Below are 12,165 nucleotides of genomic sequence, written 5' to 3' on the forward strand. Positions count from 1 at the left end.
GAGCACGTTTTCTCTGAACAAGAGAATCGCGCTCCTTTTGTGCTTCTTGATTTAAATCATGTATAGCGTCTTTTGGACTGCGTAGCGTTGATGGGCGTGAAATAGATGTTTGATTGCATCAGCCGGGTCGATCCATCGTAAGGCATGATCATCCTCAATCGGATCTTGTACTTTCTGCTTAGCATCGCAACGATAGAACTGCCCTTCATTCAAATAATATGTCGTTTCATTTTGTGAATAGAAATGTTGATTGGCTCGTCCGATGAAATCACCGATTTCGATGTCCATCCCCGTTTCTTCTAGAACCTCTCTTGTAAGACAGTCTTCATGCGTCTCATAGGTCTCGATACCGCCACCTGGAAGAAACAACTTACCGTCCCTTTTTTGAATGACGGCGATTTTACCTGTTTGAGAGTCGCGCATGATCGCATAAACAGCAGGTCTCGTGATGTAGTGTTGGTTCTGTTCTCTCTGCCCGAATGTGATGACATCCATTGTTTAATCACTCCTTTTCGTATAATCATTTGAATTCAATCATACCTTACAAAATAGTTGTAAGCATCAGCCGTACAAAAACCCCTCATTTCGATTTAGAAATGAGGGGTGACCTATGAGGAAAGATCGTTTGTTCCAAACGAAATGTTTAATCGATTAACCGAGCGACAAGTATTTGACTTCGAGATAATCTTCGATGCCGTAGACGCCACCTTCACGGCCAAGACCACTCTCTTTATAGCCACCAAATGGAGCTTGTGCAGCAGATGGTGCGCCATCGTTCAGACCGACAATCCCGTATTCGAGTCGTTTCCCGAGCATCAATGCTTCATCGATGCGTTCAGAGAACGCGTAAGCTGCCAGTCCGTAAGGTGTATTGTTCGCCCGTTCGATGACTTCATCAAGCGTCTCAAAGACAGAGATCGGTGCGAGCGGACCGAACGTCTCTTCCTGCATGCAGAGCATATCTTCAGTGACATTCGCAAGCACGGTTGGAGTGACGAAGTAGCCGACAGATTCGTCAATCGTACCACCAGTCAAGATCGTTGCTCCTTTTGCGACAGCGTCATCGATGTGTGCTTTGACTTTTGCGACGGCTTTTGCATTGATCAATGGACCAACTGTCGAGTCAGCGTCCATCCCGTTACCGACTTGCAGTTGTTTGACGGCAGCTGTGAATTTTTCCGTGAATGCGTCAAGAACAGATGCTTGCACGTAGAAGCGGTTCGTCGCGACACACGCTTGTCCACCGTTCCGGAATTTCGAGCGCATCGCGCCTTCAACGGCTTTATCGAGGTCTGCGTTTTCCGTGACGATGAAGGGTGCGTGACCACCGAGTTCAAGTGACAATTTTTTCATCGTATCGGCTGCTTGACGCATGATCAGTTTCCCGACGGCTGTTGAACCTGTGAACGTGATCTTCCGGACACGGGAATCGGCTTGCCAGACGCCACTGATTGTTGCTGCGTCACCTGTTAGGACGTTGATGACTCCTTTAGGGATACCAGCTTCTTCTGCGAGTTCAACGAGGCGAAGTGCCGTAAACGGTGTTTCTTCCGATGGTTTAAGGACAATCGTACAACCCGCTGCAAGAGCGGGAGCAAGTTTGCGTGTAATCATCGCTGCCGGGAAGTTCCATGGTGTGATCGCTGCGACGACACCGACTGGTTCTTTTTCGACGAAGAGTCGTTTTCCTGGAACAGAAGCCGGAATCGTTTCACCGTAAATCCGGCGTGCTTCTTCAGCGTACCAACGGACGTATTGATTGCCGTAATCGACTTCACCGAGTGCTTCGACGTACGGTTTCCCTTGTTCTGTTGTCATGATCCGGGCGAGTTCCTCACGGTGTTCATTGATCAAGCGATACCAGGCGTCGACTAAATTCGCACGTGTGTCTGCAGTTTCGTTTGACCACTTGACGAATGCTTCGCTCGCTGCGTCAACGGAACGTTGTGCGTCTTCCGCTGAACTTGCCGGAACATGTCCGAGCAATGCTTTCGTTGCTGGGTCGTAGACCGGAATCGTTTCTGTTGTGTCATACCATTCACCATTAATTAAGTTCTTTTCAATCATCTTGTTGCACCTCCGTGAATTTCATTACGTCCTTCATTAAACACCTTAAGACGAATAAGCGGAAGTTCCGCTTTGGATGGACCGTCATAACGAAACGGAATGACTCAGAAAAGTAGTTAATCGACTGAACAATCGGGAATAGTTAAAATAAATGGGAATGAAAACGTCGAAATTGATAAAGGGGTCGAAAGTCATGAAACGGAACTGGATCATTGGCGGTGTGACGCTGAGCGTACTGCTAAGTGGATGTGGGGAAAAAGAAGTCGTTGATAAAAAGTCGGACAAACCACGCGAGACACAGCAAAAAAGACAAGCTTCGCAACAAGCATACATAGAAAAGACAATCCAGCGTGCGAATCGTTACGCTGCCCAGTACGATTATGACCGGGCGATCAAGGTGTTAAAACCCGTGCGCACAAAAGAGACGAAACAGAAAACGGAAGAATATGAACAGAAAAAGCAGGCGCTCCTGCCTGTGAAAAAACCTGTGCCGCATCTCTTCTTCCATTCATTGATTGCTGATCCAAAACAAGCATTTGACGGCGACCGGAAGGAAGCGGGGTACGATGATTACATGGTGACGCAACAGGAATTCGAACGGATTTTAGATGCGTTGTATAAAAACGATTACGTACTCGTCCGACCAACAGACTTAGCAAAAGAGATGAACGGGAAGATCGTTGAAACACCTGTCCGTTTACCAAAAGGAAAACATCCGCTCGTGCTCTCGCAAGATGATGTCAATTATTACGAATACATGAAAGGCGATGGATTTGCGAAGAATTTAAAAGTGAAGGACGGCAAAATCGTCAACGCGATGGTTGGAAAGCCGGATGGTGCCTATGATCTCGTACCAATCGTCGATGCATTCGTCCAGTCGCATCCTGACTTTTCCTATAAAGGAGCAAAAGGGTTGCTCGGTATCACAGGTTATAACGGGGTGCTCGGGTATCGTTCCTCCTACAATCAATATGGACACAATAAACAGGTCGAAACGGCACGAAAACAAGCGAAACAGACCGCCATCGCATTAAAAGAAGACGGCTGGCAGTTCGCGAGTCATACGTACGGACATATTTGGGTCGGAAAAGAATCAGTCGCGACGATCCGCGCGGATCTTAAACGCTACAAACAGGACGTTGCCCCGCTGATCGGAAAAACGACGCAACTGATTTATCCATATGGCAGTGATGTCGGGGATTGGCATGAGTATTCGGGTGAGAAATATCGTTTGCTCATCGATAGCGGTTTCCGTTATTTCTTCAATGTTGATGCGAGTCAACATGCGTGGAAACAAGTTGGACCCGACTACTTCCGCCAAGCTCGAATTAACGTTGATGGGATTCGTTTACGTCAAGCCGTTGCTGGAAAGACTAGTGTCCTCGATCCATTCTTTGATGCGAAAGAAGTCTTTGATCCAGCGCGACCCGAACGGAAGTGAGTGATTGAAAACTAGTTAATTCATTGATTAAAGCAATTAAAAAGGTAGTGGCTGCGTCCCGTCCTGATCCGTAAAGTGATAGATCTTCGCGAGATCGGCGACGAAGACGGCTTGTCCAGAATAACGACTAACATCGTCATCCGCTATCAGCGCTGTAACGGCGCGTCCGATATAGGTCGTCGATTCAGTCGCAGCACTCGCGAATCCAGCATCAACGACCCGTTCTGTCCGCATGAAACCGGGGCAGAGCGCGATGACAGAAATGGTCGTCTGAGCTAACTCCTGCGCCATGACGTGTGTCATTCGATTAATCGTTTGCATCGCCAAATCATAATAAAGATTTCCAGCCACCTGATCTGGAGTGAATGACGTCAAATTGATGACGAGCGCAGCTGGACTCTGTTGCAACAAGGGCATCGCAGCCCGAATCGTCCACAAATACGCTTTTGGTCCGGCAGACATCATCGCGTCCCAATGTTCCGGTGGTCGCTCCCAAAACCGTCGTCCAGTTCCAGACGGCAAGTGGCTTTCCGAACCACCGAACACACAATTGACGAGGAGATCGATTCGACCATGTTGGTGCTGAATCTGCTGAATCAGACGGTCGATGTCCATTTGATTCGTATGGTCACAAACGACGGGAATGCCAAGTCCGCCGCGTGCTGTGACACCAGCAGCTGTCTCTTCGATCGTCTCTCTACGGTTGTCCGTTGTCTGTTCATTCGTACTCCGTCCCGTGACGTAGACGATCGTTCCAGCGTCACCCAAGGCATAAGCGATGCCACGTCCGGCACCACGCGAGGCGCCAGCGACGAGTGCAATCCGTTTTGACATGATGAAACTCCTTTCAGATACGAGAAGACGGATGGGCAGATGCGCATCCGTCTTCTTCTGTCTTTAAAAACCTTTAATCGTCATCCCACCATCGACATAAAGCGTTTGCCCGGTCACGTAACGGGCTGCAGCAGACGATAAGAAGACAGCTGGTCCAACCAGTTCTTCTAATTCACCGACCCGACCGAGCGGTGTCACATCAACGATCTCTTGCAGGTATGTAGGATCTTTCAGTAATGGTTCCGTTAATGGTGTCTTAAAATACCACGGTCCGATCGCATTGACACGAATGTTTCGTGGTCCCCATTCAAGCGCCAGTACTTTCGTCATCTGAATCATTGCCGCTTTCGTCGTCGCATACACGACGCCGGTCCGTAAGGCGACGTGACCAGCAACCGAGGCGATGTTCAGAATGCTTCCACCTGTCTCCTGCATCCGTTTCCCAATTTCTTGAGCGAAGAAGAAGGCGGATTTCAAATTCGTCTGTTGAATCGTTTCCCACTCGTCTTCTGTTACATCAAGTGCCTTCGAGCGAATGTTCATTCCAGCGTTGTTGACGAGCCCATCAATCTGCGGTACTTGTTCGTAGGCACGAGCTACCGTCTCGACGACTTGTTTTCGGTCAGTGATGTCGCACGGGAAGATGTAAGCCGTTCGACCGAGTCGTTCGATTTCTTGTGCCGTCTCCTTCAAATCCCGTTCCGTCCGGGCGACGAGAATGATGTTAGCACCGGCTTCAGCCATCCCGATGGCGAGCGCGCGTCCGATGCCTCGTCCAGCTCCAGTGATAAGAAACGTCTGATCGGTTAACGAAAAACTTGGAAGATACATAATGTCACGTCCTTTTATTGAGAGTCACCACTTACTCTAATGAAAAATTGACTGAAAAGAAAGAAAAATCACTCCGAGGTAGAATGGAGATGGTAAAATATTGAAAAGGAGGGATAGGATGAAGCGTGGGTTAATTGTGACATTATGTATAGCACTCGTAAGCCTTGCTGCGATTCAATTGGTCGGTACGGAAGTTTACCGTTATTTCTTTTATGAACCGGCAACCTATCAAGCACGATTTATAACTGATGGAGAAGGAGAAGAGAAAGGAAAACCGACTAAACAAAAGATCGAGATGCGAAGCGGAGGATTTGCAGATAAGGATGCATTAGGTGTTGCTACCTTTTACGGTGTCGTCAGTCTTGTCATACTACTGATTGTCATCTTCAGTGTACGTTACTTCTTGAAGCGTTTACGAAAACGACGCAGACGAGAGGCTGTAATCGACGATTTAATGGACCCGCCGCCGGTGTTTTCCCCAAATCGTTCGATCCGACAAACACTTGTTGGTGAAGAATCAGAGTCAGAGATTCGCCGTCTGTTACAAACGTTCGATCGGCAACTGACACGACAAAAACGCCGCCGCTCCGAAGAGACGGTCGGCGAATGGTTACAGCGGATTGATGTCACGCTCGATCCATCAATCTATCTTCTCGTCCGGTACGGTGAGACACCGGACTCGGCGATTTCACAAAATCAGGTCGATGATCTAAGACATGAACTACAAGTGCACCTTCAGCGCGACTGACCGAGTAAATCAAGCAGGATCGCATGATGGGAGGCGTCTCGTGAGACGAGTGACAATTCGCGGACGACATCAAACCCGTCGACCGGTAACGTCTTGATTTCAGGTGACAGTCCATCTTGGAAAATCTCCGGCAATAGAGCGATACCAAGTCCTGCACGGATGAAACCGAGGACGCTCGATCCGAATTCCATCTCGTTTTCTGCTTGATAGACGGCACCTCGCTCGATGAACGCGTCCTTTAGGATGTTCGTCGAATCGCAATCGATCGGAAGCGATAAGAAAGAGGCGTCACGAATTTGCTCAAACGCCACAGACGTACAGCCTATAAATCGTTCGTCGTCTTGATGCACATAAAGCAAAAAGTTCTCCGTATACAAATGCGCCGTATGATACGGATGGACATGGTGACGATCGTCGAGTAAGACAGCATCGTATCGCCGTTCTTCAAGACCTTGCATCAAATCAATCGTCGTATGCGCCGTCTTTAATTTGAGATCCGGAGCCGTCGCTTGACGCGAGACGTGACGCGGGAGATACGTCATCGCGACGCTTGGCCATGATCCGAGCGTCAACGTCGTCCGTTCGTCGATCGTACCGATCCGCCGTTTCATCTGATCGATCCGGTCAAGCAGTTCGCGACTCTCTTCAAAGACGATTTCGCCAGCTGTCGTCAACGTGACACCATGTGCCGAACGGTGTAACAGCGAGACGTCGAGTGCACTCTCAAGACTTTTGATTTGTTTACTTAACGCCGGTTGCGTCATATGCAGTACTTCGCTTGCTTTCGTCAGGCTGCCGGTCTCAGCGGTGACGAGGAATGCTTCCATCCATTCGGTCTTCATTGGTTCACGCTCTTTTCATACAGGTTGTTTAGAACGTACGCCATTTGAACGCATCTGACAATCATTTTGCATTTTTATATTCTTAGTTTGGAATATTCTAAATTGGGAATATATAAAATAAAGAGGTGAACGGATATGAACGAACGGATACCAGTACGATTCTCAGCTCTCGGGGACGCGACACGGATTCAACTCATCGAAGCGTTACGGAATGGTCCTCGCTCCGTCAATGAGTTAGCTGAACAACTACAATTACGCCAACCGCAAACCTCGAAGCATTTAAAGCTGTTGCTTGACGCGGAACTAATCACTGTCGAACGGCAGGCGAATCGTCGCTTGTATAGCCTTCGCCCAGAAGCGTTTCGAGAGCTCGTCATGTGGAGCAACTCGCTTGCACAAATGGAAGCCCGCATGCATCGTCTAGACGCACATTTGAAGCAGATTCAGTCGAACGTGAAGGGAGACGGGACGAATGAAAAAGGAATTGAAGACTTCGATTGAGGGAAAGACGCTACGAATGGAATGGACGTGCGAGGCGCCACGAGATAGCGTCTTTGCCGCATTCACGGAAAAAGAGCAGCTTGAAGCGTGGTGGGGACCGGAAGGCTGGGAGACGACGATCAAGACGTTTGAGTTTCAACCGGGTGGTGTATGGCATTATTGTATGCGCTGTGTTGATCCGGCGCAAGGTGACTTTTACGGCATGGAGTCGTGGGGAAAAGCGATTTTCAGACACATCGATGCTCCGAACACGTATAGTCATGCCGATTATTTCTCGGACGCGTCAGGGGCGATCTCAGAACATTTACCAGGAAGCGAGAATGTCACGACATTCCTCGACCACTGGGAGACGACGTTAATTGTCTTCGAGTCGACCTATGAGACAGAAGCAGCCGTGCAAGAAGTACTCGGTATGGGGATGAAAGAAGGTTTCACGTCACAATTGTATCGCCTAGATCACCTATTGACGAAACAGTAAGAAGGAGTCGATGTTTTGGTGCGGAAGATCGGTTTAGCTTTATGTCTCCTATTCTTAGTAGGTTGCGGAAAGTATACGATGGAAGATGCGAAGAATAACGGTGACATCATCGTCCAGAATGGTGTTACGAACAGCGACCGATTCGAGTCTTTTTTGAAGAAGTCGAAGCAAGGAAAATCAGATCAGATTCGCATCACAGCGTTTACGACTGAAGGTGACCCGGTGTTGTATGATGTCAAGTATGATGGCAAGACGTATCAGTATTCGTCTGATTCATCACGTGATCAGTTCGGTTCAACAGACGACGATCGTAAAAACGAAGTCTGTCAGCAACTCGACAAAACGATCGTGAAGCAAGAGATAATCTATACGTTACGTAAATGCGCTGAAGGGGCGGATCATGAGCTCTTACGATTGCCAAAACAATAATCAAAAAGGATCGTGTCCCGTCGAATCAATCAGCGGGCACGATCCTTTTCATTCGCTGTCGAGCCGACGTAAGGCTTCGCGCCAACTGGAGAAGCGTTCAATCAACAATGTCAGTGAAGGTGCTTGGTGCGCGCGCGCCCACTTGGCATATTGCTGACTCGTCAGTAGCAGTCCATGTGTGGCTGCAGCTTGTTGAAGAGCGTCTAAGCAGTCTTGGTCAGTGAAGAAACCGTTCGAGGTGAGGTCGAAGTGTGCCAAGGCATTTTTCCAGGTGCCGAACCGGCGAATGATCGTATTCGCACTCAGCATTTCTGGGTGTAGATCCCGCAATTCTGTGTAGGAGCGAATCGTCATGTTCGTTCCTTTTTGTGCGACATAAAAAGCAACGCTTTCTTCGATCGACCACCGCTTCGTTCGCTTGACTGCAGCGGGACGGTTCAACGTCATGCGTTCTTTCGTCGATAAATGGGAAGCCTTGACGATTCCAGCTCGTTCTAACAGGTGTGCCCACGAACCGAATCGGGCGTTGATTTCTTCAAGCGAAGGGTAAGGAAGTTGAGCTGCTAACTTTTGATAATGGGTAGCTTTCATAGGTGAATGGTGCATTTGATGAAGACCTTGAATCAAGCGGATGATCTTCTCATCCGTTGCTAAGGTAGAAGTGGAAGTCGGATGTTGACGCATGCAAGATATCTCCCTTTTGAATGGTTGGTTCAATTAAAAGCAAGTGTAGCATGGGCGTTTGCGAGAATATACTAACAATATCGTAAGGTAAGAAAATAGCGCATTTCTATCCGAGAAATACAGGAGAATTAGAGACGAAACACGAATACAATATTATAGAAGAAAAGAGGGGGAACTGATCAATGACAGAAACACAGACGATTGATACGATGGAGGATATTTTAAAGATGCTCGACGCGCGATTGCGTGAACCAGAACCGTTTTGGGACAAGTTTTATGAAGATCGGTCGAAACCGGTTCCGTTTTTTAAGAACATTCCGGACGAGAACTTAGTTCGTTACGTCGAAGAGGGCTGGCTCTCGCCTGGTGACGCGTTAGATCTCGGAACAGGACCGGGTCGAAATGCGATTTATCTCGCAACACACGGTTTCTCGGTGACGGGACTGGATTTTTCAGCAACCGCGTTAGACTGGGCAACGGAACAAGCTCAACAGAGTGGGGCACATGTTGCGTTTCGAAAGCAAGATTTTCTAGAGACGACCGAACAGAATACATATGATTTCATTTACGATTCCGGCTGTTTTCATCATATGGCGCCACATCGACGTGTGACTTATGTGACGCGACTGAAGGAGATGTTGCGCCCAGGAGGATATTTCGGATTGACGTGTTTTGTTGCGGGCGGTCCGCTTGGCGGGGCGACGTTGACGGACTGGGAGGTCTATCAAGAAAATAGTCTCCAAGGTGGACTCGGATACACGAAAGAGCGATTACTCTCCATCTTCGATGCATTCGACGTCATCGAACTAACGGAAATGAAACCCGTCGACAATCCGGAGGAATTATTTGGTCATGCTGGACTGTGGACTGGTCTGTTTCGATTAAAGGATTGATTCGTCCGACATCCGAGACGCGAACCAGCCTACAAAGTAGTGGACATCTTCTAGCGAAACGATTTGGTCTGTATCGTAAGCGGCGAACAACGTTAAAAAGCGCGGTTCGTCAGGGAAATAATGAAACAGGATCGAGCGGAGTGTCTCTAGGTCATGCACGAAGCTTTGATCGTCTTCTAAGAGGAAATGATAGGCACTCCGAACGATCCGCTTCACGATTGAATCCGAATCAAGCAAGGTGACTTGCCCTTTCTCTAGACGTGATAGATCAGACCTCAACTGCTCGGATAGCCCACTGTTTAACGCGAAGCCAAGAGCGCGTGTCGGACGAAGGGATGGAAATCGACTTTGGAGATTTTCGCCTGCCAAAAACAAGTTGACGGATTTCAACCAGACGCCCCAACGAAGTGCTTCGTCATCCCGTATGACGTCGCCAAGCAGACCGATGTCATAATCGATTTTGGTGACGAATGGATAGTCCTTCAACCAGTCTTCCGTGCGTTCATCTAACCGCATGTGTTCTTCTTCCGTCAACGGTTCTGTCAAAATCAGTGTAAAATCGAGATCGGATTCAAAGGGACGCGCCGTTCCTTTGGCGACGCTACCATACAAGTACACGCCATGAAACGCAGATAAGGTTTGTACATAGGCGACGACGTCCTGAATCACGGCACGATAACGGACAGGAATCGCTTCAGCGGAAGTTGGATTATGGATGTAGCCATTTTTCGTGCCCAATGTCGTTGGATACTGCATCTGTTTTCCTCCTCATCCTTCAGGGATGGATTGATAGCGATACCACTTCTTGTTTCGCTGCACATATATAAACATCGTATCATCTTTTTCTTGATAGATGACCGTACCGCTCTTAAGATGAGTTGCCATGCCGTCCTTGAGCGTCTTTTCGGATGCTATTTTTTGAACACGTGGACCAGGAGTCAAGGAAAGATCGGAGTCGGTTACGACCTGATCTAGTCGATACACGCGATCGTTCAAGCGGATGACGTCTTGAGCTTGTTTAATGGCTTCCGCCGCGATGAGGTCCGTCGTTGTCATCGTCGTCTCCTCTAAGCATCCACTGAGACAAAGAATGACCAATACGGTAGTAGTTAACACTTTTTTCATGAAAACACCTCTTTCTCTGGTTATATATCGTAATTTACGATATATTCGGATTATACGATATAAGGGGGAGTAATATGATTTCAGCTGATTTTGCAAAAATTTATTATCAACTACATCCACGGTTCGAAGAAAACCTGTCTCACCAAAGCGTGCGTATTTTGCAATACATTCAATTTGCGGTGAATCCGACGATCAAGCAGATTGCCGAGGCATTTCGCCTCTCACATAATACGACGTCCGAGCACGTCAAAAAGTTGGAGAGATTAGGCTATATCGAAAAAAAACGGAATCCAGAAGACCAACGCCAAGTGACGATTGGTTTGACAGACTTAGGAGATACAATCGTTCGTCGTCATACGGAACTCGATCCCAAGCGGTTAAATCAAGTCCTTGCTACGATGTCAAAAACAGACCAACAGGCGATTGAACAGGCGTTTCGATTGTTGCGGGAGGCGGCAGATGACTGCTTTTCTCGTTAAGGTGCTATCGAGCGCACTGGTCATCGGTCTCGTCACGGAAGTCGCCCGGCGTTCACCGTCACTGGGGGGCGTGTTGTCTGCATTGCCCGTCGTCAGTCTGATCAGCTTTGCCTGGCTCGTTAAACAGGGAAGCGAACGGGCAGAACTGAGTACATTCTTAAAGAGTGTGTTACTCGGATTACCAGCGACGTTCTTATTGCTTGCCGTCTTATATGGATTGATCCGCTTAGGTATTCCTATTTTTTACAGTATACTCGGTGCAACAAGTCTTTTCATCGTTTGTTGGTATATCCAACGTTACCTACAACAGTGGTGGCAAACCTAAAAAAGGAGACAAAGTAATGATAATCCTTCAAACAAAGCGATTGACGATTCATCCATGTACAGCGAAGGATCTACCGCGTTTACAACAACAGCACTACGATAACGGACCGGAAGTTCAGCATCATTTGATGTCAGTAGCGTCAGATCCTTCGCTGCTATACTGGGGCAGCTGGCTTGTCATGACAAAGGATGGTCAAGTAATCGGGGATATCGGATTCAAGGAGAAGCCGGACATACGACAAGCGGTCGAAATCGGTTATGGTCTGTTACCAGCGTATCTCAATCAAGGGTTTGCGACGGAAGCAGTTCAAGCATTGATTGAATGGGCGTTTGAACAAACGGAAGTGACAGGGGTACTTGCGAAGACGGAGTCGACGAATCAAGCATCAATCCGAGTACTCGAAAAAGCGGGATTGATTCAGGTCGGGAGAGTCGATCGGTATATCATGTGGGAGCGTATGAAGAAGGTGTAAAGTAAACTTGACAGTT

General features: G+C 48.1%; 17 protein-coding genes. 9 read left to right on the forward strand and 8 right to left on the reverse strand.

Annotation, left to right across the window (positions count from 1 at the left end):
- Positions 1–51: 51 nt before the first annotated feature.
- A complete protein-coding gene (locus ITJ88_RS05775) occupies positions 52–495 on the reverse strand; it encodes an NUDIX hydrolase (protein WP_195864914.1) in 444 nt (147 codons plus the stop codon).
- Positions 496–651: 156 nt separating this feature from the next.
- The gene (locus tag ITJ88_RS05780) at positions 652–2,067 is read right to left on the reverse strand and encodes an NAD-dependent succinate-semialdehyde dehydrogenase (protein WP_195864915.1); all 1,416 of its coding nucleotides are present in this window, start codon (positions 2,065–2,067) and stop codon (positions 652–654) included.
- A 193-nt stretch (positions 2,068–2,260) separates the two neighbouring features.
- Between ITJ88_RS05780 and ITJ88_RS05785 the strand changes: the two genes are divergently transcribed.
- Positions 2,261–3,508 (forward strand): polysaccharide deacetylase family protein, encoded by a 1,248-nt coding sequence (locus tag ITJ88_RS05785; RefSeq protein ID WP_195864916.1) that lies wholly within the window; start codon positions 2,261–2,263, stop codon positions 3,506–3,508.
- A 36-nt stretch (positions 3,509–3,544) separates the two neighbouring features.
- Here the strand turns inward: ITJ88_RS05785 and ITJ88_RS05790 are convergent, their stop codons facing one another.
- Together ITJ88_RS05790 and ITJ88_RS05795 are read right to left on the reverse strand one after the other, a co-directional pair.
- Positions 3,545–4,342, reverse strand: a complete 798-nt coding sequence (locus ITJ88_RS05790; protein ID WP_195864917.1) for an SDR family NAD(P)-dependent oxidoreductase — start codon at positions 4,340–4,342, stop codon at positions 3,545–3,547.
- A 63-nt stretch (positions 4,343–4,405) separates the two neighbouring features.
- On the reverse strand, positions 4,406–5,173 hold the full coding sequence (locus ITJ88_RS05795; protein WP_195864918.1) for an SDR family NAD(P)-dependent oxidoreductase: 768 nt from the start codon (positions 5,171–5,173) through the stop codon (positions 4,406–4,408).
- A 118-nt stretch (positions 5,174–5,291) separates the two neighbouring features.
- Between ITJ88_RS05795 and ITJ88_RS05800 the strand changes: the two genes are divergently transcribed.
- Positions 5,292–5,921, forward strand: a complete 630-nt coding sequence (locus tag ITJ88_RS05800; protein ID WP_195864919.1) for a hypothetical protein — start codon at positions 5,292–5,294, stop codon at positions 5,919–5,921.
- Here ITJ88_RS05800 and ITJ88_RS05805 read toward each other — a convergent pair.
- Entirely contained in the window at positions 5,909–6,763 is an 855-nt protein-coding gene (locus ITJ88_RS05805) for a LysR family transcriptional regulator (RefSeq protein ID WP_195864920.1), read from the reverse strand. The two genes, ITJ88_RS05800 and ITJ88_RS05805, sit on opposite strands and share 13 nt — an antisense overlap.
- Positions 6,764–6,898: 135 nt before the next feature.
- Here ITJ88_RS05805 and ITJ88_RS05810 point away from each other — a divergent pair, with 135 nt between their 5' ends.
- Genes ITJ88_RS05810 through ITJ88_RS05820 form a run of 3 tightly spaced genes read left to right on the forward strand, consistent with a single transcriptional unit; the run spans position 6,899 to position 8,171 of the window.
- Entirely contained in the window at positions 6,899–7,264 is a 366-nt protein-coding gene (locus ITJ88_RS05810; RefSeq protein WP_195864921.1) for an ArsR/SmtB family transcription factor, read from the forward strand.
- Positions 7,236–7,742: an SRPBCC family protein gene (locus ITJ88_RS05815; RefSeq protein ID WP_195864922.1), complete on the forward strand. Its 507-nt coding sequence runs from the start codon at positions 7,236–7,238 to the stop codon at positions 7,740–7,742. Before ITJ88_RS05810 ends, ITJ88_RS05815 begins: the two co-directional genes overlap by 29 nt.
- Positions 7,743–7,760: 18 nt before the next feature.
- Positions 7,761–8,171 carry a DUF4362 domain-containing protein gene (locus tag ITJ88_RS05820; RefSeq protein ID WP_195864923.1) on the forward strand — a complete coding sequence of 137 codons (411 nt, stop codon included), beginning with the start codon at positions 7,761–7,763 and terminating at the stop codon, positions 8,169–8,171.
- A gap of 48 nt (positions 8,172–8,219) precedes the next feature.
- Here ITJ88_RS05820 and ITJ88_RS05825 read toward each other — a convergent pair whose 3' ends face one another.
- A complete protein-coding gene (locus ITJ88_RS05825; protein WP_195864924.1) occupies positions 8,220–8,855 on the reverse strand; it encodes a homing endonuclease associated repeat-containing protein in 636 nt (211 codons plus the stop codon).
- 182 nt (positions 8,856–9,037) lie between these two features.
- Between ITJ88_RS05825 and ITJ88_RS05830 the strand changes: the two genes are divergently transcribed.
- The gene (locus ITJ88_RS05830) at positions 9,038–9,748 is read left to right on the forward strand and encodes a class I SAM-dependent methyltransferase (protein ID WP_195864925.1); all 711 of its coding nucleotides are present in this window, start codon (positions 9,038–9,040) and stop codon (positions 9,746–9,748) included.
- Here the strand turns inward: ITJ88_RS05830 and ITJ88_RS05835 are convergent.
- Together ITJ88_RS05835 and ITJ88_RS05840 are read right to left on the reverse strand one after the other, a co-directional pair.
- Positions 9,737–10,504 (reverse strand): nucleotidyltransferase domain-containing protein, encoded by a 768-nt coding sequence (locus tag ITJ88_RS05835; protein ID WP_195864926.1) that lies wholly within the window; start codon positions 10,502–10,504, stop codon positions 9,737–9,739. The two genes, ITJ88_RS05830 and ITJ88_RS05835, sit on opposite strands and share 12 nt — an antisense overlap.
- A 12-nt stretch (positions 10,505–10,516) precedes the next feature.
- Positions 10,517–10,873: a hypothetical protein gene (locus ITJ88_RS05840; protein ID WP_195864927.1), complete on the reverse strand. Its 357-nt coding sequence runs from the start codon at positions 10,871–10,873 to the stop codon at positions 10,517–10,519.
- A gap of 74 nt (positions 10,874–10,947) precedes the next feature.
- On the opposite strand from ITJ88_RS05840, the gene ITJ88_RS05845 reads away from it, so the two are divergent.
- From ITJ88_RS05845 to ITJ88_RS05855, 3 genes are read left to right on the forward strand one after another with little or no spacing between them, the layout of a single operon-like run.
- Positions 10,948–11,352, forward strand: a complete 405-nt coding sequence (locus ITJ88_RS05845) for a MarR family winged helix-turn-helix transcriptional regulator (RefSeq protein ID WP_195864928.1) — start codon at positions 10,948–10,950, stop codon at positions 11,350–11,352.
- Complete coding sequence (locus tag ITJ88_RS05850; protein WP_195864929.1) at positions 11,333–11,677, forward strand: DUF3147 family protein; 345 nt, start codon at positions 11,333–11,335, stop codon at positions 11,675–11,677. The genes ITJ88_RS05845 and ITJ88_RS05850 overlap by 20 nt, the downstream gene beginning before the upstream one ends.
- 16 nt (positions 11,678–11,693) lie before the next feature.
- Positions 11,694–12,149 carry a GNAT family N-acetyltransferase gene (locus ITJ88_RS05855; RefSeq protein WP_230088536.1) on the forward strand — a complete coding sequence of 152 codons (456 nt, stop codon included), beginning with the start codon at positions 11,694–11,696 and terminating at the stop codon, positions 12,147–12,149.
- Positions 12,150–12,165: the final 16 nt, after the last annotated feature.

Origin of the sequence: Exiguobacterium abrahamii (assembly GCF_015645365.1) — a bacterium.
Classification (GTDB): Bacteria; Bacillota; Bacilli; order Exiguobacteriales; family Exiguobacteriaceae; genus Exiguobacterium_A; species Exiguobacterium_A abrahamii.

Bases quoted from the DNA above. Each gene is read 5' to 3' on its own strand.
- ITJ88_RS05775 (WP_195864914.1), bottom strand. From the start codon at position 495: ATGGATGTCATCACATTCGGGCAGAGAGAACAGAACCAACACTACATC.
- ITJ88_RS05780 (WP_195864915.1), bottom strand. From the start codon at position 2,067: ATGATTGAAAAGAACTTAATTAATGGTGAATGGTATGACACAACAGAA.
- ITJ88_RS05785 (WP_195864916.1), top strand. From the start codon at position 2,261: ATGAAACGGAACTGGATCATTGGCGGTGTGACGCTGAGCGTACTGCTA.
- ITJ88_RS05790 (WP_195864917.1), bottom strand. From the start codon at position 4,342: ATGTCAAAACGGATTGCACTCGTCGCTGGCGCCTCGCGTGGTGCCGGA.
- ITJ88_RS05795 (WP_195864918.1), bottom strand. From the start codon at position 5,173: ATGTATCTTCCAAGTTTTTCGTTAACCGATCAGACGTTTCTTATCACT.
- ITJ88_RS05800 (WP_195864919.1), top strand. From the start codon at position 5,292: ATGAAGCGTGGGTTAATTGTGACATTATGTATAGCACTCGTAAGCCTT.
- ITJ88_RS05805 (WP_195864920.1), bottom strand. From the start codon at position 6,763: ATGAAGACCGAATGGATGGAAGCATTCCTCGTCACCGCTGAGACCGGC.
- ITJ88_RS05810 (WP_195864921.1), top strand. From the start codon at position 6,899: ATGAACGAACGGATACCAGTACGATTCTCAGCTCTCGGGGACGCGACA.
- ITJ88_RS05815 (WP_195864922.1), top strand. From the start codon at position 7,236: ATGAAAAAGGAATTGAAGACTTCGATTGAGGGAAAGACGCTACGAATG.
- ITJ88_RS05825 (WP_195864924.1), bottom strand. From the start codon at position 8,855: ATGCGTCAACATCCGACTTCCACTTCTACCTTAGCAACGGATGAGAAG.
- ITJ88_RS05830 (WP_195864925.1), top strand. From the start codon at position 9,038: ATGACAGAAACACAGACGATTGATACGATGGAGGATATTTTAAAGATG.
- ITJ88_RS05835 (WP_195864926.1), bottom strand. From the start codon at position 10,504: ATGCAGTATCCAACGACATTGGGCACGAAAAATGGCTACATCCATAAT.
- ITJ88_RS05840 (WP_195864927.1), bottom strand. From the start codon at position 10,873: ATGAAAAAAGTGTTAACTACTACCGTATTGGTCATTCTTTGTCTCAGT.
- ITJ88_RS05845 (WP_195864928.1), top strand. From the start codon at position 10,948: ATGATTTCAGCTGATTTTGCAAAAATTTATTATCAACTACATCCACGG.
- ITJ88_RS05850 (WP_195864929.1), top strand. From the start codon at position 11,333: ATGACTGCTTTTCTCGTTAAGGTGCTATCGAGCGCACTGGTCATCGGT.
- ITJ88_RS05855 (WP_230088536.1), top strand. From the start codon at position 11,694: ATGATAATCCTTCAAACAAAGCGATTGACGATTCATCCATGTACAGCG.